Below are 18,155 nucleotides of genomic sequence, written 5' to 3'. Positions count from 1 at the left end.
GCAATGGAAATTGTGAAACATTGAACAAAATTGGAGGAGAGACTGATAAAAAATCAGAATTTTCAGTTAGGATCACAAACTTCAAATCTTGTAATGGGCTTTATGGTATGGGTTATTTTATCTTCTTTAATGCCATTTATTCAAGCAGACATTGCGTTAACAGCAGGACAGATTTCTCTTGTCACAGCAGTACCGGTTATTTTAGGATCTATTCTTCGCATTCCAATTGGTTACTGGACAAATCGTTTCGGAGCAAGAAAATTATTCTTTATTAGTTTTATTATTCTATTATTCCCTGTTTTCTATATTAGTAAAGCAACATCGATGCTAGATTTAATTATTGGCGGTTTATTTGCCGGAGTTGGCGGTGCTATATTCTCTGTTGGGGTAACAGCTCTGCCAAAATATTATCCGAAAGAAAAGCATGGTTTTGTAAACGGAATTTATGGAGTAGGAAATGCAGGAACAGCGGTTACATCGTTTCTTGCACCAGTACTTGCAACTTCATTTGGCTGGAGAACAACTGTACAAATGTACCTAATTTTACTCGCTGCATTTGCACTGCTCAATTTCCTGTTAGGGGATCGTAACGAGAAAAAGGTAAACACACCATTAATGGAACAAATTAAAGGTGTATATAAAAATGAAAAACTTTGGTTCTTATGTATTTTCTATTTCTTAACTTTCGGTTCGTTCGTTGCATTTACAGTATATTTACCGAACTTTCTTGTATCTCACTTTGGCTTAGCTAAAGTAGATGCTGGATTACGCACAGCAGGTTTTATCGTGCTAGCAACAATCATGCGTCCAATTGGTGGCTGGCTTGGTGACAAATTTAATCCATTTAAAATTTTAATCTTTGTGTTTATTGGATTAACATTATCAGGCATTATTTTATCCTTTATGCCAAGCATGCACGTATATACATTTGGCTGTTTATTAGTGGCATTTTGCGCTGGGATTGGAAATGGAACGATCTTTAAACTTGTACCAATGTATTTCTCGAAACAAGCTGGTATCGTAAACGGTCTTGTATCGGCACTTGGGGGACTTGGCGGTTTCTTCCCACCATTAATTTTAACGTTACTATTCCAATTAACAGGACACTATGCAATTGGATTTATGGCGTTATCAGAAGTAGCGCTTGCTTGTTTAATTATTACAGTGTGGATGTATAGTCAAGAAAAGTTACTTGCAATGTTACAGCATAGATAGTAAAAGAGGGTGTCTCCTAAGTCGTGATTTTGGAGACACCTTTTTGATTTTTAAAGAGGATTGTTCATGGAAGCTGTCACCAATCGGGCTCTACTTTCCCAAAAGTAGCAGGATACATGTGAGAGGAATTATCTCGATAGTATAAGCATACTAGTTTATAGAGCTTATCTTTATGTATAAGGGGAATGAGGATCATGAACGGAATGAATAGGGTGGGGAAAAATGATTTTGTTTCTGGATTTGTACCACATCATAACCATGGGTCAGTGGATTATACATCTGTTGTGGGAGGACATGTACATCAATGTCTAGATGTAACATCTCCGCCTATTAAGACACAAGAGGGCGGGCATATACATTATACAGAAGGATATGTTTTGTTCGAAGATGGACATACACACTATTATAAGGCCCACTCAGGACCAGCAATTCCAGTTGGAAATGGGATGCATGTTCATTATTACGACTTTTATACGACGGAAGACAATGGACATAAACATCGCATTAAGGGCGTAGATCAGCCTGCCCCGGGTGATAAATAAAGTGAAACTTCCGTTCGGAGATGCTTTTTCTCCGAATGATTAGTTGAACCAATCGGGTTCTTACAAGCAGTTCCTCTTCTCGCAATTCCCATCTTTGCTTACTGCTTGTTAGAGCGGGATAAAGTTAATACGAAAACCCCCTCTTGCTGTTAAATAGTAGTTTTTTTGTCTTGTGTTTGTTTTTAATAATTAAAACGTAAGCGCCTAATAGCAGCTTCAGAACAGAAGAAATCACTTTGGAGTCGTCTGTTTGGTAAATAAATTAGAATTATTATTTATGTTGTGATGAATAGAAGAAATAAGATTATTTTCATAGCCAGACTGAACTTTTATTGATGGTATTTATATATATCTATTCATGAGAATAGAACCATAGTATTTACTGGAGGGATTGAAAATGAATAGGATACATCCTGATACGGGTGTTACATCTGGAATGTTTGTTGAACGATCATTAAATGAAATTCGTTTTTGGTCTAGAATCATGAAAGAGCATTCTTTATTTCTTCGATTGGGGTTTAGATGTGAGGATACTCAACTAATCCAAGAGGCTAATCAATTTTACCGATTGTTTGAACAGATTGAACAAATTGCACATTCCTATACAAATCAAACAGATCCTGAGCAAATAAAAAGATTTAATTCAGAAGTACAACAAGCTGCAACTAATATTTTTGGATTTAAACGAAAAATTCTAGGATTAATTCTCACATGCAAATTGCCAGGGCAAAATAATTTTCCACTGTTAGTTGATCATACAAGTAGGGAAGCAAATTATTTTAGAAATCGTTTAATTGAATTAAATGAAGGTAAATTGGATGCTCTTCCTGATGCTATTATTAAAGAAAATGTTTTCTTTTTAAGGATTATGGCGGACCATGCTAAATTTATTGGTCATCTTCTTGATCCATCGGAAAGAAAGCTTGTAGATATGGCTCGGAATTTCAGCAATGATTTTGATCAATTGATGTATCAGGCAATTGACTTAGAATCTATGAAACCACAATCTCAAACAGTTCCTCTTTTAGATCAATTCCTGGATCAAAATCGTGTGTCAGTCACATCTCTTCGGGATTTTAAGAAAACGGCACGTGATTTAATTCAGCAATGTAAAATAAAAAGTATCATTCACCCACTATTAGCAGACCATGTTTTCCGTGAAGCTGATAGATTCCTTGAAATAATTGATATGTTTGATGCTCATCTTACAAGCGTTAAATCACAACCTAGGCAATAATAGAAGGGATCTCGGACTTCTATCTTAAAATTATGAGGTAGTATCGTATTGCTATCAACCTAATAGAATTAAATACAAAAAAAGAGCTTATATTACTGTAAGCTCTTTTTTTTATCCCGCTATTCGCGAGCAGTAAGATCCCCCACTGATGGAAGTTTCACTTTATGAAATTTCAAATCATCGATGTTAGCTTGATGGGCATGTGGTGTTACGCCATTATAAAATGGGATATTGAACCACACCCTATCAACCTCTATTATAAATATATGGGATATTATGTATTTTTTATGTTAAGGTGGATTTGTATGTCAAAAATATAAAGGTTCTATTCTTGCAATAGCTAGTACTGTTATTTACATTGCAACAACACTTATCGTTTCAATACATAGAAAGAGGAGAGTTCTGTGAAAATAAGATACATGGTTCAATTCGGAGTAGTTTTTATATTCTTCATCGTTTCAGCAATTATCAGTTGGTACGAAGGAAGTAATTTAATTGAGGATTCATTTGACTGGAAGTATTCAGCTAAGTTTACGAATTATTTCAAAGGGTCGGTTTCAGATTCCCATGACATTATGCAAATCGATTTTTTTGTATATGCAGCTAAATTTTACCCTATACCGGTAATGATTATGGTTGCTAGTTTTGGATATATGTTGTTTTTGAGTGTGTATATTGTTTTGAAAAGAAGCCGGATTTCTTAAAGATTGTTTCATACTCCTTTTTTCGTACCTCATTCTAACTCTAATGGGTGATTTTAAGAAGCATATAGCTATTTTATAATAGTAGATGAGGGTGATTTTGAATTCGTAGAGGGAGGAATTCATATGAAAAAATGGGTTCAGTTTAGAATAGCAAGACCGACAGATAAACTTGAAGAAGTAATTAAGTTTTATGAAGAAGGATTGGGGTTAAAACGTATAGGCGAGTTTCACAATCATGAAGACTATGATGGGGTAATGTTTGGATTACCCGGTGTAGAGTATCATTTAGAGTTTACAAGGCATAAGAATGGAAGCCCATGTCCTGCTCCAACAAAAGATAACTTACTTGTATTTTATTTTCCTGATAAAAATGAAATCGAAAAAATACATCATAGACTAAATACAATGGGATATGATGAAGTTGAGCCAGAGAATCCTTATTGGAAAGAAAAAGGAATTACAATAGAAGACCCTGATGGATGGAGAATAGTACTCATGAATACAGAGGGACTGCGCTCCCGCGATTAAAGATGCAAGCTCATTAACGGAGCATAGATTTTATTATTAGTAAAATGAAGAGCGATTATTTTGTTTATAGTTTATAGGTTTACCTCAAGTTTCTTCTTTTCTCCTTAGCATATCCCCTTAAATTTCATTCATAAAATAAAAAATCTTTAATACAATAAACCAAATCCGTTCTTTTTCGAAAGGAGGGGTGGGGGATGAGTCGCACAATTAAAATCGATATTACAGACAAGGTAGTTGCGAAATTTAAGACAGATTATTTGGAATTATACTCTAATAAATTTATGATTGGTAAATTTTATGTCTATACTGAAGAGAAGCAATATGTATTAGAAGATGGTTATTTGTATGAAGATGGTAAGTTTTATCGCATCATTGATACGCGCCGAGATAACAGTTCAGCAGTAGAAGGCTGTGACTTAGGATGGTGTTAATGTGATTCGCGTGAAGATATTTGATGAAAGTCATGAAAAGGATTTAGAAGAGGCAATCAATGTCTTTTTGAAGAAAATGGATGAAGAGCAAATTGTAGATATTAAGTACCAAGTATCGGTTTCGAACAATGATGAAGAGAGTCAGATTTATTGTTTTTCGGCAATGATTATTTATAAAACAACATGAAAAAGAGCTGGAGCATTCCCGGCTCTTTTTTCATGTTGTTTTTAAACATATTTTCGAAAGTGTTCTCATTATCTAAGCATGTGAAAAGATTCTGTATTTATTTTCTTGTCAATTGTAGTGGAGGTTATGGCGAAAATGAGGATGCTTCTTCCACCTGAAAAGGAACGATTACAGTGGTGTTACATGAGTGAGGGGAAAATCGTTTAAGGTTGTGTGTGCATCGGGTATTTCTACTTCGAGTTCATGAGGAATCGGTACTTCATGTTTTAATGCCGATTGACACATTCCTAAATGAAGTCGTCTGCCTCCAAATGGATCGATATAAAAACCATTTTCGAAAACTTTGTCTGTTGCATTTCTTTTGTAATGAATTTCAGAACAGCTGATGCAATAGTACATTTCACCCATCTCCTTTATGTTTCTCATTTTTTTGTAAGACTAAATTGATTTTTGATTTCTTATGTGAGCAGTGTATGAGGAAATGTTGAGAGAAGTGCTTGTCTAATGAAAAAAGTGTTGAGAATTTCTCAACACTTTTTCTACAGTGTGACTCACTTTATAAAAAGTCACGATTTAATTACTTGCTTTCTTTTGCGCAGGGGCAGATGTTTCGGGTTTCGCTGATTGTAAGAACAGCCATGAAATGAGTAAACTCATAACAGCTAATATAAATGTTCCACTAAAGATCATATGAACACTTGAAGCTAATACTTCTTGCGATCCTGATACGGTACTTCCGTGTTCTGAGGTCACTAAGTTTACATTTCCCTCACCTGCACCGTGAATCATTGTATTGAAGATCGTTCCAAATACAGCTGCTCCCAGCGTTTGGCTAAATGTATTAATAAATGTATTTAAACCGACCGCTGTTCCGCGTTTATTTGCAGGGACAGAAGCTTGAATTGTAACCATATAGATTGGTGTCACAAGTCCCATTCCTAAACCAAACAGACCCATTGCGATGTAAATGAGAGCTGGGTGCGAGTGAGTAGACAATGTGAACAACAGGAATGTAGAAATGGATATAATGCTGCCGCCAAGTAAAATAATTTGTTTTGTTTGTAACCGCCCAACTAAGTTACCAGATAGCATGGCACCAACTGTCCAAAGGACTGGAATTGGCATGAGAATCAAACCGGCTTCTGTTGCATTTTTCCCTAATACGCCTTGGGTCCAAATTGGGAGGTACATTGTAATACTAATAATCATACCACCAGCAATTAACGTTAATGCGTTCACAATAGATACAGCCCGGTTAGAGAAAAGATCTAACGGAATTAATGGTTCTGTTGATTTCTTTTCTACAAATAAGAAGAGTATAAATGCGAAAACTGCAAATAACAGCAGGCCAATAATTGTGATATCGCCCCAGTTTTGATGCTGACTTCCTGTTAATAGTGCATAAAGTAAGGCAATCGTACTAAGTGAGAAGATAACAGCACCTGGATAATCGATATGATGTTTTGCAGGTTTGATGGATTCTTTATAAGAAATCGCAATCATCGCACAAGCAAAGATTCCGAATGGAATGTTTAAGAAAAAGATATAGCGCCAAGATAGTGAATCGACTAAAAAACCGCCAACTAACGGTCCAACAACACCAGATACACCCCAAACAGCACTCAGCCAGCCTTGTGCTTTTGCTCTGTCTTTTGCTTCGCTGTATAAGTCACCAATAATTGTCATTGTAATTGGCATGACAGCTCCTGCACCTAACCCTTGCAGAGCACGGAAAAGAATTAATTGTCCCATTGTCGCTGCAAGACCGCATAATGTAGAGCCGATTAAAAAGATGGTTGCCCCAATTAATAGTACTTTTTTACGTCCAAACAAGTCTGCTAGCTTTCCGTAGATGGGTGTTGATACAGCGGTTGCTAACATATAAATCGCATATACCCAGCTTACAAGTTCCACACCTGACAGTTCACTTGTAATGCGAGGTACAGCTGTGCTAACAATCGTTCCTTCAACAGCGGAAAGAAACGTCATTAACATTAAAGATATCATTACTTTTTTTCTCATCTGTTTTCCCCTTTGTTTCTTTAATACTGATATATCGGTTATTTTACAATATCCGACATTTTTTACTATTACATGTTAGCATTTTGCCCCGCAGTCATTCCAGCAATTCGGCCTGTAATAAGTGCAGAAGTAATATTATATCCGCCTGTATAGCCGTGAATATCAAGAACTTCTCCGCAGAAATATAAGCCGTTCATGAGTTTTGATGACATTTCTTTCGGATTAATTTCTTTTACAGAAACACCGCCGCCTGTTACAAATGCTTTTTCAAGAGGCTGCGTTCCATTTACGGTAAAGGTAAATCCTTTGAAGTCTGCAGCAAGAGCCCGGATTTTTTCATGAGAAATTTGTCCGCATTGCTGACTGCCGTCAATTTCATTTTTTTCTAATAGGAATAAGAAATAACGTTCAGGCACATAACCTTTCAGTACATTTTTTAATCCTTTTTTTGGCTCTTCTTTTATTTGTTTCATCATGCGCTGGAAGAGTTGTTCGCTGTTTTCGCCTGGCAATGCATCAATGCTCATTGTTACTGTATTTGTCTTGAACTTTTTCATCGTTTTCACAACAAACTGACTGCAGCGAAGGGCAGCTGGTCCAGAAACACCAAAGTGGGTAAAGAGCATGTCCATTTTATGAGAGATAACAGCTTTTCCTTTTGGGTTTAACACACTTAGTTCTACATCACGTAGTGCTAAGCCTTGTAATGTACGATCACGAATAAATGGTTCATTAGAAAGGATCGGTACTTCAGTTGGGAATAGTTCTGTAATGGTATGCCCTGCTTTTTCAGCCCAAGCATAACCATCACCAGTTGAGCCGGTATGCGGTACGGATTTACCGCCAACAGCGATTACAACATGATTTGTTTCAAGAACTTCTCCATTTTGCAGAATAACCGCTTTCGTTTGCCCATTTTCATACTCTACTGTTTTAACAGGAAGATTGGTACGAATCGTAACACGCAGTTCCTTTAAGCGTGTTAACAAAGCATCGACTACTGACTGTGCTTTATTCGATACTGGGAACATGCGGCCGTGATCTTCCTCTTTTAATTTCACGCCAAGGTTTTCGAAAAACTGAATAATATCTTCATTATTAAAAATAGAAAATGCGCTATATAAGAAACGACCATTTCCAGGGATATGTTTTACAATTTCATCAAGCGGGAGACGGTTTGTCACATTGCAGCGCCCTCCGCCAGAAATCGCAAGTTTTCTTCCTAATTTATCACCTTTATCAAGAAGTAAGACGCGCGCACCTTCTTCGGCAGCTCCGATTGCTGCCATTAATCCGGAAGGGCCTCCTCCGATGACAATTACATCATAATGCATATAAATCGACCTCATTTTCTTATTTTGCTGCATTCAAGAATATCACGTTTTCATAGAAAAGAAAAATGAGGGAAGGTACTGTTTACATGAGAAATTGTGGTACAATACAAAAGTTGAGTTCAGCGTTTTGAATAATGGAGGAGGATTTTTATGTCCGATTCAAAATTTGTACGCGGAACGCTTATTGTGACGCTTGGGACATTTTTAGTAAAGTTCCTCGGTATGATTTACGTCTTTCCGTTTCATGCGTTAGTTGGTACAGAAGGCGGGACGCTATATACGTATGGATATATTCCATATACAATTTTTTTAAGTATCGCAACAGCGGGAGTGCCGCTTGCAGTTTCAAAGTTTGTTTCGAAGTATAATGCGCTCGGAGATTATAAAACGAGCCGAAGAATGTTTCGCTCAGGTATGATCATGATGATTGTGAGCGGAATTCTTTCCTTTTTAGTATTGTATATGTCAGCGCCGTTATTTGCTGAGGCAATGCTAGGGAAAAAGAGTTTACATAACAACTTAGCAGATGTAACAATGATTATTCGCCTAGTCAGCTTTGCACTTATTGTCGTACCGGCAGCGAGCTTAATTCGCGGTTATTTTCAAGGTCATCAATCGATGGGGCCTACGACAGTATCACAAATTATTGAACAAATTATTCGTATCGTATTTTTACTTGCAGGTAGTTTTATCGTAATAAAAGTATTAAAGGGTTCAGTCGCAAAAGCAGTTGGTGTGGCGACGTTTGCAGCGTTTGTTTCCGCAGTTGGAGCATTAGCTGTGCTCATTTGGTATTGGATGAAACGAAAGCATCATTTAGATCAATATATTATGAATCAAACAGTGCCAGAATCAACAGTTCGTACATTTGACCTATTTAAAGAACTGTTTGCTTATGCGATTCCTTACGTTGTAGTTGGATTAACGATTCCGCTTTATCAGCAAATTGACGCGTTAACATTTAACTCAATTATGCAAGCAATTGGACAGGGGGATATTGCAGAGCGTGCTCTTGGTATTTTTACGATGTGGACACATAAGTTGATTATGATTCCAGTATCGCTTGCAACGGCGTTCAGTTTAACGCTTGTACCAGCGATTACAAAGTCGTTTACAGAAGGGCAGTTCCGTTATTTAAAACAGCAAATTACACAAACGTTTCAAGTGAATATGTTTTTAACATTGCCAGCTGTAGTTGGAATTTCCGCTTTAGCTTATCCGATTTATACAGCATTTTACGAAGCTGATCCGCTTGGCGGGAAAGTATTAATGTGGTATGCACCAGTCGCATTATTATTTGCATTATTCACAGTGACAGCAGCCATCTTGCAAGGAATTAATCAACAAAAGCATGCGATCATTGCACTTGGCATTGGGATTATTTTAAAATTTTTATGTAATGTGCTGTTTATTCGTTATTTTGGAACAATCGGTGCCGTCGTAGCAACAGGTGTAGGGTTCTTCGCATCCATTTGGTATACAAATAAACAAATTCGAAAATATGCCCATTTCTCATTTGGACTTGTATATAAACGAACGTTCCAAATTGCAGTATTAACAACTGTGATGGTGATTGTTGTAAAGCTGTTATTATGGATTCTATCCTTTATGCTTCCATATGAGACAAGCCGTTTTGCGGCATTGGTTACAGTAGGCATTTGCGCATTGGGAGGAGCGGCTGTATATGGCTATTTAGCACTTCGTACAGGCGTAATCGAACGAGTACTTGGCGGTGAATTTTTAGAGAAGATTCAGCGTAAACTTGGTAATAGATTCAAGATTAAAGTGAAAACGAAAGGGGCGTAATCGTGCGCCTCTCTTTTTCTGAGTATAAAAAGAAGGTGTGAAACAATGAGATTAGATAAATTATTAGCAAACATGGGCTATGGTAGCCGCAAAGAAGTGAAGAAGTTATTAAAAGACGGCGTTGTAAAAATAGATGGCGTACCGGTAAAAGATGCGAAATATCATGTGAATGTGGAAGAACAAGAGGTTATGATTCACGGTGAAGTAGTGGAGTATAAAGAATTTGTGTATTTAATGATGCATAAACCTCAAGGTGTTATTTCTGCAACAGAAGATGATAACCATGAAACAGTTGTTGATTTATTAGAACTAGAAGATGCTATTTTTGATCCATTTCCAGTCGGAAGACTTGATATCGATACAGAAGGTTTTCTATTATTAACGAATGACGGAAAGTTATCGCATCAATTGCTTTCTCCGAAAAAGCACGTGCCTAAAAAATATTTTGCGAGAGTAGCTGGGAAAGTTACAGAAGAGGATATTGCTGCGTTCAAAAAAGGTGTTATTTTAGATGACGGATATGAAACGAAGCCAGGGGAGCTTACAATTCTAACAAGCGATGATGTCTCTGAAATTGAACTTGTTATTACAGAAGGTAAGTTTCATCAAGTAAAGCGTATGTTTGAAGCAGTGGGAAAAAAGGTTGTGTACTTAAAACGTACAGAAATGGGGCCTTTAGTATTAGATGAAGAATTAGAGCTTGGACAATACCGTGAGTTAACAGATGAAGAAGTAGAAATGCTGAAGTCATATCATTCACAAACAGAGGGTTAATATATTACCTTGAGACCGATTCCAAAAACGAAAAAGAATCCCCTTTCTCTGTATAGGAAGGGGATATATATTGTAAATCAAGTTATATTTGTCACGAGGTCATTCTCACTTTCTTTCCTGTTGTTGTCCACTTGCCGCGGCAAGGGCTATACACGAGTTCATTAAATTGCAACACATTCAGATCGCGCTGTATCGTTCGCGGTGTGATCCCGAACTCATCTACAAGGTCTTGCGTCGTTACGGTGCCTTTCTCATTAATGTACATATAGATAGATTTAATGCGTGTTAGCATACGAGTAGTTGTAGGTTTTATCAAAAAACCACTCCTCTACAAGTTTTTTGACCCATTCAGGAAAGAAGGTCTTTACTTCCATTGTACTCCATATGAAAAAAATCATGCTCTAACTTGCTCAAATTTTACAAAATTTTAACATGTAATAGAGTTTGTAGAAAGAAAGTTGTTGATATTCTGTTTCTCTTTATCAACTATCTTATAAATTTCTACGGAAAACGTCAAATTCCTGCAAAATATTTTGACAAAAATAAGAAAAAACTAAGTTTAATTATCTGAAATATTTAAATTGTTCGGTATTCCCCCCTTTCCTTGCTAGCATAATAAGAAATCGTTTGCTATGATGAAAGAGAGATTAGAGAAGAAGGTGAAGGTATGACAAATATAAATTGGATGCAAGAAGTAGAGAAACGAAAAGATGCTCTTATTCACGATGTGCAGCAATTTTTACAAATTAAAAGTGTATGGGAAGAAGATACGGCAAAAGAAGGTGCACCGTTTGGCGAGGGTGTAGCAAAGGCCTTATCTTTCATGCTAGATAAGGGAGAAGCTGACGGATTTCTTTCTAAAAATTTAGAAGGATATGCAGGTCATTTAGAGATGGGACAAGGAGAAGAACTTCTTGGTATTTTATGTCATGTTGATGTTGTACCAGAAGGAGATGGCTGGACAACTCCTGCATATAGTGCGGATATTCGCGATGGTAAAATTTTTGCACGCGGTGCAATTGACGATAAAGGGCCAACGATGGCTGCTTACTATGCAATGAAAATTGTAAAAGAATTAGGATTGCCGCTTTCTAAGCGTGTTCGTATGATTTTAGGAACAGATGAAGAAAGTAATTGGAAGTGTGTGGATCATTACTTCAAACATGAAGAAATGCCAACGATGGGATTTGCACCGGATGCAGATTTCCCGATTATTAATGCTGAAAAAGGAATTTGCGATTTATATGTTGTTCAAAATAAAAAAGAACATGCAGCAGGAGAGAATGTATTAGTATCATTTTCATCTGGACGTCGTTTAAATATGGTTCCTGATTTTGCAGAAGCTGTTGTAACGAGCGAAAAAGCAGCAGAACTTGCAAGTCAGTATGAACAATATGTGGAAGAAGCAAAGAAAAATGGAAAAGCAATTGTAGAAGGAAATACAGTTACACTGCAAGTAAAAGGCATTTCTGCACATGGCTCTACGCCTGAACAAGGAGAAAATGCAGGATTAACACTTACGAACTTTTTAACGACAATCTCTTTAGATGAGCAAGGTGCAGCATTTGTGAGCCTAGGGGCGGAAACATTCACAAATGATACGCTTGGAAAAAAAGCTGGCATTGCTTATGCAGATGAGATTACCGGGCCATTAACAGTAAACGTTGGTCTTCTTTCTTACACGAAAGAAGAAGGCGGTAAACTGGGATTAAATATTCGTTATCCAGTTACAACAAACTTAGAAGGAACGCTGCAAACATTAACGAATTATGTGAGTGCACAGGACTTTGCTATAACAAATGTGTCAGACTCTCGTCCGCATCACGTAGATAAAGATCATGTGCTAATTCGTACACTTCAGCGTGTATACGAAGAGCAAACAGGAGAAAAAGCAGAGTTATTAGCAATCGGCGGCGGTACATATGCACGTTCATTGGAAGCTGGCGTTGCGTTTGGTCCTCTATTCCCGGGAAAAGAAGAATTAGCGCATCAAAAAGATGAGTATATTGAAATTGAGGATTTATTAAAAGCGACAGCTATCTATGCGCATGCTATTTATGAATTAGCGAAATAGCAGCAGCAATACATGAACCGCTCTCTACAAGGAGAGCGGCTTCTTTTGTATGTATGGAGAATAAGAAGACGTTTCACACTAATAATAGTGAAAAGTCCTGCTTGGATGTATTTTGTTGGACAGCTTCATGCTGGGAAAAGGAGATAGAAAAGATGGCGAGACATTATTTTATTGCAGTGAAATTACCAAATGAGATAAAGAACGTGTTGGCAGAGTGGAAAGAAACGATGGAAGAAACCGCCCTGTTTCGTTCTTGGGTGCATAAAGAGGACTATCATATTACACTGTCGTTTTTAGGAAGTGCTGAGGAAACGCAGCTTGAAAAACTGAAACAAGACTTGCAGCAGCTAGCCAAAACTTCACGTTTTTTACTTACATTGCAAGGGTGTCATACGTTTGGAAGAAAAGAACAGCCGCGTGTTTTTTGGGTGGGAGTAGAAGAAGAAAGAGCTTTGTTTGACTTACAAAAACAAGTGTATACGATATGTGAACAGAATGGTTTTCAATTAGAAACACGCCCATATCATCCTCACATTACGATAGCTCGTAAATGGAAAGATGAGGAGAAATTTGATGAAAAGCAGCCTTCAGTAGTGCCACGGCGTACATTTGAAGTCGAAACAGTAACCTTATACGAAATTCATGTAGACCGGATGCCGAAGTATGAGGCAATCTATGAAATATCTTTACAGAAGACACAAGCTTGAAAACGTTTTCCGATTTTTTGAATATACTATAGAAAATGGAATGTTTCTCGGGAGGATGTGAGTACATATGTTAAACATACAACGTACGTTTGAAGCATATTTAGATGAAATGGATAAAATCACAATTTTACTTCCGCATGCGTACGGAAAAAGCAGCATCTTCCATTTAAAACAAGGTGCAAATGAATGGGAGCTCTCGATCGAACGTGTCACCTCTCTTCCACATGCAATAAAATATGAATGTAAAGTGAATGAATTCATTACACTGAATCAGTGTTATATCATATGTGATGAGCGCGGCGTAGAAACGGATTTGCAGATGGGTGCTGTCATTCGAACAGCGAAGTTTGATGAGTTATATATGTATGAAGGAAACGATTTAGGAGCTTCTTATACAAAGGAGCAAACTAAGTTTAAAGTGTGGGCACCAACAGCCACTAAAGCAAAAGTTCGTATTTATGAAAGCGCCGATGTGTATACAGATTATGAAATGAATGGACAAGAAAAAGGCGTTTGGTGTTATGAGTTGGCAGGAGACTGGGATGGTGCGCAATATACATTTCTTGTCTGTGTCAATCTCATTTGGCGAGAGGCCGTTGATCCATATGCAAAATCAGTTTCTTTAAACGGCACATATGGAATCGTCGTAAATATTGCGAAAACATATGTACAAGAACATGAACCATTACCGCCAATGACTTCTATGACGGATGCCGTTATTTATGAGGCACACATTCGTGATATAACGGTTCATCCTAATAGCGGTGCAAGGAATAAAGGAAAGTACCTCGGTTTAACGGAAGAAGGAACAGTAGGAAAACTTGGGACGTTAACAGCTCTTTCTTATATAAAGGAATTGGGAGTTACACATATCGAGCTATTGCCTATTCATCATTATGCCGGAGTAGATGAGAAGCAGCCGTTCACAACGTATAACTGGGGATATAATCCGTTATATTACAACGTTCCAAATGGCAGCTACGCAACAAATCCGATTGATCCGTACAACCGAATTGTGGAATGTAAACAAATGATTCAAGCACTTCATCGACACGGTCTACGCGTTATTATAGATGTTGTTTATAATCATGTGTATGAAAGAGAAACATCTTCTTTTGAAAAGCTTGTACCAGGATATTATTTTCGGCACGATGAAAATGGGATGCCTTCAAATGGGACGGGGGTTGGAAATGATATTGCGTCAGAGCGTAATATGGTACGGAAATTTATTGTCGATTCGGTATTATATTGGTTAATAGAATACAATGTGGACGGGTTTCGTTTTGACTTAATGGGTATTTTAGATGTTGATACGATGAACGAAATTCGTGAAAAAACAAATGCAGTGAAAGAACATGTAGTATTGCTAGGGGAAGGATGGGATTTGCAAACACCGCTTGCTGCTGATAAGAAAGCAACACTGCAAAATGCCATCAAAATACCATGTATTGCTCAGTTTAATGATCAATTTCGAGATGGAATCAAGGGAAGTACATTTGATGTGCAGAAAAGCGGTTACGCTCTTGGTGAAACAGCAAATAAAGAGCATATCCAATATTTACTTACAGGAAGTATCCCTTATTTAAAGTCGCCTAGTTTATTTCAAGAGCCTGTGCAAAGCATTAATTATGTAGAATGTCACGATAACATGACAATGTGGGATAAGATTGTAAGTAGCAGTAAAGAAGAGGAACAATTGCAAAAACGTCGTCATCGCCTCGCAACAACAATGACATTATTAGCACAAGGTATTCCGTTCTTACATGCTGGGCAAGAATTTTACCGTACAAAACAAGGAAATGAAAACAGTTATAATGCGCCGGATTGCATCAATCAGATGGACTGGGATCAAAAAGAGCGGGAAGAAGAAAATGTTTCCTATATAAAAGGAATCATTCGTATTCGAAAATCACACGGAGCATTTCGTTTTGGAACGTCGGAGCTCATTAAGCGGCATATTTCTTTTTTTCATGCAGATCCTTCTGTTATTTCCTATTATTTACAAGATGTGCAGCAGTTTGGAACGTGGAAAGAAATTGTTGTGCTCTTTCATAACGGAACAGAAGAGAAAACCGTTTCATTGCCAAATAGCGGTGTATGGCATGTACTTGCAAATGATATAAAGGCAGCAGAGATTCCAATTTCTTCATTTAATGGAGATACATTTGTGATTGCTCCGATTAGTACCTATATATTGGCGAAAATGTGACGAATCGACCCTTGACGATGCGAATATAATAAATGTAGAATTGACAAAGGTGACTATTCATATAAGTTGCCATATATATTATTGTTTTTGTAAAATAAAGTAAAAGATTGAACAGCTTGTCTGTTTCTTTTTTCTTACATTTGCATACAGTGAAACAGAATGGATGGAAACCCTCAACATGTTTTGAAATATGTCGCGGTGTTTCTTTTCATAACTATAAAAGATAAGGAATTGTTAACGGGTAATGAACATGGAATGGTTGGAACAATTGTTAGGAGAAGAATGGAAAGTTATACCAGCCGGAGGGGCGACAGGAGATGCCTACATTGCGCATAATGAACAACATAAACTATTTTTAAAGCGCAATTCATCGCCCTTTCTTGCGGTATTGTCAGCAGAAGGGATTGTTCCGAAGCTACTTTGGACAAGGAGATTAACAAATGGTGATGTCATTTCGGCACAAAAGTGGCTACCAGGGCAAAGATTAGAGCCAGAAGATATGAAATCTAAGCGAGTTGCAGCATTGCTGAAAAAAATTCATTCTTCTGAAGCGTTAGTGCATATGATTCAAAAGCTTGGTAAACAGCCTTTGCAAGCGCAAGATATATTAGAAGAAGCGCTTCTCACTTTGCAAGAGGATGTAAAGCAAAATGAAATCATTCAAAAAGGACTTCAGTATTTACAAAAGTCCCTTCAAAATGTAGAATTTGATAATCTTGCTGTTTGTCATTGCGATGTGAATCATAACAATTGGTTATTAACAGATGATAATGAATTGTTCTTGATTGATTGGGATGGGGCAATTATTGCAGACCCAGCTCTTGATATTGGAATGCTGCTCCATTGGTACATCCCAAGAGATGAATGGCATGAGTGGCTTGAGCATTACGGATTAGAACTGACTGATTCTTTGCTGAGCCGTATGAAATGGTATGTTACGCTGCAATGTATGATTTTCGTACAATGGTATACAGCAAAAAATAAGCAAGTAGAAGCAGAATATTGGCTTCAATATTTAATGCAACTACTCGCTTCAGAATAATTTAAGAAAAACTATCCATTCCTGTAATCCATTGTGACAATTGTTCTTGATGACCAGAAATATGGCCGTCTAAATCAGAAGAATATTTACCCGATTGACTATAGTAATATACATCGTTTAACATTGTTTTCACTTCATTTCTCACACTATCATTTGCGAGCAATGATTGAATAAGACGTTCTAATTGTTCACACTCGGAAACCGTTCCACAGCAATCACTTTGATGATTGACTAAGATGTCTTTTAAGATTGCCATTTGATGTTCGTGATTAAGTGGCATTTTTGACACATCCTTTTCAGTTGTTATCGTAACAATGAAACGAGCGTAACGAACCGCTGATGAATACACTTTGTAGTTTCCATCAAAATAGCAAATCTTATACTTGAAAGAAACGGACCGAGTGCTCGTACGTACTTGGTTTTTTATTTGATACACACATCTTGAAATACAGAGAGGGAGAGAACTATGCGCTTAAGACATAAACCATATGCAATGGACCGAACGCAAGAATATTCACAGTTTGTAATTGGAAATCCGGAAGAACAGAATGGGAAATGGAAAGAGTTATTTGGTAACGATAATCCAATCCATATTGAAGTTGGAACAGGCCGTGGCCGCTTCATGTACGAAATGGCAAAAGCAAATCCCGATGTAAACTATATTGGAATTGAGAAGTTTACAAGTGTAATTGTAGATGCGCTCGATAAGTTAATTGAAGAAGCAGTACCAAATTTAAAATTAATTAATAAAGATGCAGAAGATTTAACAGTATTTTTTGCGGAGAATGAAATTGATCGCGTGTATTTAAACTTCTCTGATCCATGGCCAAAAAATCGCCATGAAAAACGTCGTTTAACGTATAAAACGTTTTTACGTAATTATGAAACAGTACTTGTAAAGGGCGGAGAAATTCACTTCAAAACAGATAACCAAGCCTTGTTCGAATACTCTCTTACAAGTATGGCGGAATATGGCATGCTGCTGCCGTATATTAGTTTAGATCTTCACAACAGTGATTTTGAAGGCAACATTATGACGGAATACGAAGAAAAGTTCTCAAGCAAGGGAAATCGTATTTACCGCGTTGAAGCAAAATATCGTACGGAACCTGCGCAATAATGCGCAGGTTTTTTCTTTTTTTAGGGAATAAAGTAAAGAAGCCGCCACAAAGTACTAGCTTTGTGACAGCTTCTTGGAAGAAAGAAAGAGTTAGAGAAGCACAAGAATGTCAATGAAAGTAAAATGGTTCAAAAAACTCAATTTTCAGAAAAATATAAAGCTTATAGGGTGTTTTTTTTCTACTCTTTCTTTATGATTATGAGTTTATCATTAAAAATAACAT

Annotated in this window: 19 protein-coding genes; 14 read left to right on the top strand and 5 right to left on the bottom strand. The window is 37.1% G+C overall.

What is annotated here, in order from left to right:
* Nucleotides 1-45: 45 nt before the first annotated feature.
* From WAX78_RS23460 to WAX78_RS23430, 7 genes are all read left to right on the top strand, one after another.
* On the top strand, nucleotides 46-1,215 hold the full coding sequence (locus WAX78_RS23460; protein WP_336484469.1) for a nitrate/nitrite transporter: 1,170 nt from the start codon (nucleotides 46-48) through the stop codon (nucleotides 1,213-1,215).
* Nucleotides 1,216-1,418: 203 nt separating this feature from the next.
* Nucleotides 1,419-1,757, top strand: coding sequence for a YmaF family protein (locus WAX78_RS23455; protein WP_336484468.1), 339 nt, complete (start codon nucleotides 1,419-1,421; stop codon nucleotides 1,755-1,757).
* 397 nt (nucleotides 1,758-2,154) lie between these two features.
* Nucleotides 2,155-2,994 (top strand): DUF2935 domain-containing protein, encoded by an 840-nt coding sequence (locus tag WAX78_RS23450; protein ID WP_336484455.1) that lies wholly within the window; start codon nucleotides 2,155-2,157, stop codon nucleotides 2,992-2,994.
* A 404-nt stretch (nucleotides 2,995-3,398) separates the two neighbouring features.
* Nucleotides 3,399-3,698: a YjdJ family protein gene (locus WAX78_RS23445; protein ID WP_336484454.1), complete on the top strand. Its 300-nt coding sequence runs from the start codon at nucleotides 3,399-3,401 to the stop codon at nucleotides 3,696-3,698.
* A 123-nt stretch (nucleotides 3,699-3,821) separates the two neighbouring features.
* Nucleotides 3,822-4,226 (top strand): VOC family protein, encoded by a 405-nt coding sequence (locus tag WAX78_RS23440; protein WP_336484453.1) that lies wholly within the window; start codon nucleotides 3,822-3,824, stop codon nucleotides 4,224-4,226.
* 194 nt (nucleotides 4,227-4,420) lie between these two features.
* The gene (locus WAX78_RS23435) at nucleotides 4,421-4,657 is read left to right on the top strand and encodes a DUF2553 family protein (protein WP_098306719.1); all 237 of its coding nucleotides are present in this window, start codon (nucleotides 4,421-4,423) and stop codon (nucleotides 4,655-4,657) included.
* A 1-nt stretch (nucleotide 4,658) separates the two neighbouring features.
* Nucleotides 4,659-4,844 (top strand): sporulation protein Cse60, encoded by a 186-nt coding sequence (locus tag WAX78_RS23430; RefSeq protein ID WP_336484452.1) that lies wholly within the window; start codon nucleotides 4,659-4,661, stop codon nucleotides 4,842-4,844.
* A gap of 168 nt (nucleotides 4,845-5,012) precedes the next feature.
* Here the strand turns inward: WAX78_RS23430 and WAX78_RS23425 are convergent, their stop codons facing one another.
* The 3 genes from WAX78_RS23425 to WAX78_RS23415 all read right to left on the bottom strand — a co-directional run bounded on the left by WAX78_RS23425 (nucleotide 5,013) and on the right by WAX78_RS23415 (nucleotide 8,200).
* Nucleotides 5,013-5,243 carry a DUF3973 domain-containing protein gene (locus WAX78_RS23425; RefSeq protein ID WP_336484451.1) on the bottom strand — a complete coding sequence of 77 codons (231 nt, stop codon included), beginning with the start codon at nucleotides 5,241-5,243 and terminating at the stop codon, nucleotides 5,013-5,015.
* A 174-nt stretch (nucleotides 5,244-5,417) separates the two neighbouring features.
* Nucleotides 5,418-6,866 carry an MDR family MFS transporter gene (locus tag WAX78_RS23420; RefSeq protein WP_336484450.1) on the bottom strand — a complete coding sequence of 483 codons (1,449 nt, stop codon included), beginning with the start codon at nucleotides 6,864-6,866 and terminating at the stop codon, nucleotides 5,418-5,420.
* Between the two features lie 68 nt (nucleotides 6,867-6,934).
* Complete coding sequence (locus WAX78_RS23415) at nucleotides 6,935-8,200, bottom strand: BaiN/RdsA family NAD(P)/FAD-dependent oxidoreductase (protein ID WP_336484449.1); 1,266 nt, start codon at nucleotides 8,198-8,200, stop codon at nucleotides 6,935-6,937.
* Between the two features lie 150 nt (nucleotides 8,201-8,350).
* Between WAX78_RS23415 and WAX78_RS23410 the strand changes: the two genes are divergently transcribed.
* Both WAX78_RS23410 and WAX78_RS23405 read left to right on the top strand, forming a co-directional pair.
* Nucleotides 8,351-10,006 (top strand): putative polysaccharide biosynthesis protein, encoded by a 1,656-nt coding sequence (locus WAX78_RS23410; protein WP_336484448.1) that lies wholly within the window; start codon nucleotides 8,351-8,353, stop codon nucleotides 10,004-10,006.
* A gap of 45 nt (nucleotides 10,007-10,051) precedes the next feature.
* Entirely contained in the window at nucleotides 10,052-10,780 is a 729-nt protein-coding gene (locus WAX78_RS23405) for a pseudouridine synthase (RefSeq protein ID WP_336484447.1), read from the top strand.
* A 91-nt stretch (nucleotides 10,781-10,871) separates the two neighbouring features.
* Here WAX78_RS23405 and WAX78_RS23400 read toward each other — a convergent pair whose 3' ends face one another.
* The gene (locus tag WAX78_RS23400; protein WP_035436379.1) at nucleotides 10,872-11,093 is read right to left on the bottom strand and encodes a DeoR family transcriptional regulator; all 222 of its coding nucleotides are present in this window, start codon (nucleotides 11,091-11,093) and stop codon (nucleotides 10,872-10,874) included.
* A 354-nt stretch (nucleotides 11,094-11,447) separates the two neighbouring features.
* Between WAX78_RS23400 and pepV the strand changes: the two genes are divergently transcribed.
* The 4 genes from pepV to WAX78_RS23380 all read left to right on the top strand — a co-directional run bounded on the left by pepV (nucleotide 11,448) and on the right by WAX78_RS23380 (nucleotide 16,812).
* Nucleotides 11,448-12,854: a dipeptidase PepV gene (pepV, locus tag WAX78_RS23395; protein ID WP_336484446.1), complete on the top strand. Its 1,407-nt coding sequence runs from the start codon at nucleotides 11,448-11,450 to the stop codon at nucleotides 12,852-12,854.
* Nucleotides 12,855-13,006: 152 nt separating this feature from the next.
* A complete protein-coding gene (gene thpR, locus WAX78_RS23390; protein WP_336484445.1) occupies nucleotides 13,007-13,561 on the top strand; it encodes an RNA 2',3'-cyclic phosphodiesterase in 555 nt (184 codons plus the stop codon).
* 67 nt (nucleotides 13,562-13,628) lie between these two features.
* A complete protein-coding gene (gene pulA / locus WAX78_RS23385) occupies nucleotides 13,629-15,770 on the top strand; it encodes a type I pullulanase (RefSeq protein ID WP_336484444.1) in 2,142 nt (713 codons plus the stop codon).
* 244 nt (nucleotides 15,771-16,014) lie between these two features.
* Nucleotides 16,015-16,812, top strand: coding sequence for a phosphotransferase family protein (locus WAX78_RS23380; RefSeq protein ID WP_336484443.1), 798 nt, complete (start codon nucleotides 16,015-16,017; stop codon nucleotides 16,810-16,812).
* Nucleotide 16,813: 1 nt separating this feature from the next.
* On the opposite strand, the gene WAX78_RS23375 is transcribed toward WAX78_RS23380, so the two are convergent.
* Nucleotides 16,814-17,092 carry a YtzH-like family protein gene (locus WAX78_RS23375; RefSeq protein WP_336484467.1) on the bottom strand — a complete coding sequence of 93 codons (279 nt, stop codon included), beginning with the start codon at nucleotides 17,090-17,092 and terminating at the stop codon, nucleotides 16,814-16,816.
* Between the two features lie 186 nt (nucleotides 17,093-17,278).
* On the opposite strand from WAX78_RS23375, the gene trmB reads away from it, so the two are divergent.
* On the top strand, nucleotides 17,279-17,932 hold the full coding sequence (gene trmB, locus WAX78_RS23370; RefSeq protein WP_336484442.1) for a tRNA (guanosine(46)-N7)-methyltransferase TrmB: 654 nt from the start codon (nucleotides 17,279-17,281) through the stop codon (nucleotides 17,930-17,932).
* Nucleotides 17,933-18,155: the final 223 nt, after the last annotated feature.

The sequence above is a fragment of the Bacillus yunxiaonensis genome, from assembly GCF_037104695.1.
GTDB lineage: Bacteria > Bacillota > Bacilli > Bacillales > Bacillaceae_G > Bacillus_A > Bacillus_A yunxiaonensis.
Note: the sequence above shows the minus strand (reverse complement) of the source record. Positions and strands in the feature narration are given on the sequence as shown.

What these genes read in the sequence shown, in the direction of transcription:
- WAX78_RS23455 (WP_336484468.1), top strand. Translation starts at nt 1,419, where the DNA reads ATGAATAGGGTGGGGAAAAATGATTTTGTTTCTGGATTTGTACCACAT.
- WAX78_RS23450 (WP_336484455.1), top strand. Translation starts at nt 2,155, where the DNA reads ATGAATAGGATACATCCTGATACGGGTGTTACATCTGGAATGTTTGTT.
- WAX78_RS23440 (WP_336484453.1), top strand. Translation starts at nt 3,822, where the DNA reads ATGAAAAAATGGGTTCAGTTTAGAATAGCAAGACCGACAGATAAACTT.
- WAX78_RS23435 (WP_098306719.1), top strand. Translation starts at nt 4,421, where the DNA reads ATGAGTCGCACAATTAAAATCGATATTACAGACAAGGTAGTTGCGAAA.
- WAX78_RS23425 (WP_336484451.1), bottom strand. Translation starts at nt 5,243, where the DNA reads ATGTACTATTGCATCAGCTGTTCTGAAATTCATTACAAAAGAAATGCA.
- WAX78_RS23420 (WP_336484450.1), bottom strand. Translation starts at nt 6,866, where the DNA reads ATGAGAAAAAAAGTAATGATATCTTTAATGTTAATGACGTTTCTTTCC.
- WAX78_RS23415 (WP_336484449.1), bottom strand. Translation starts at nt 8,200, where the DNA reads ATGCATTATGATGTAATTGTCATCGGAGGAGGCCCTTCCGGATTAATG.
- WAX78_RS23410 (WP_336484448.1), top strand. Translation starts at nt 8,351, where the DNA reads ATGTCCGATTCAAAATTTGTACGCGGAACGCTTATTGTGACGCTTGGG.
- WAX78_RS23405 (WP_336484447.1), top strand. Translation starts at nt 10,052, where the DNA reads ATGAGATTAGATAAATTATTAGCAAACATGGGCTATGGTAGCCGCAAA.
- pepV (WP_336484446.1), top strand. Translation starts at nt 11,448, where the DNA reads ATGACAAATATAAATTGGATGCAAGAAGTAGAGAAACGAAAAGATGCT.
- thpR (WP_336484445.1), top strand. Translation starts at nt 13,007, where the DNA reads ATGGCGAGACATTATTTTATTGCAGTGAAATTACCAAATGAGATAAAG.
- pulA (WP_336484444.1), top strand. Translation starts at nt 13,629, where the DNA reads ATGTTAAACATACAACGTACGTTTGAAGCATATTTAGATGAAATGGAT.
- WAX78_RS23380 (WP_336484443.1), top strand. Translation starts at nt 16,015, where the DNA reads ATGAACATGGAATGGTTGGAACAATTGTTAGGAGAAGAATGGAAAGTT.
- WAX78_RS23375 (WP_336484467.1), bottom strand. Translation starts at nt 17,092, where the DNA reads ATGCCACTTAATCACGAACATCAAATGGCAATCTTAAAAGACATCTTA.
- trmB (WP_336484442.1), top strand. Translation starts at nt 17,279, where the DNA reads ATGCGCTTAAGACATAAACCATATGCAATGGACCGAACGCAAGAATAT.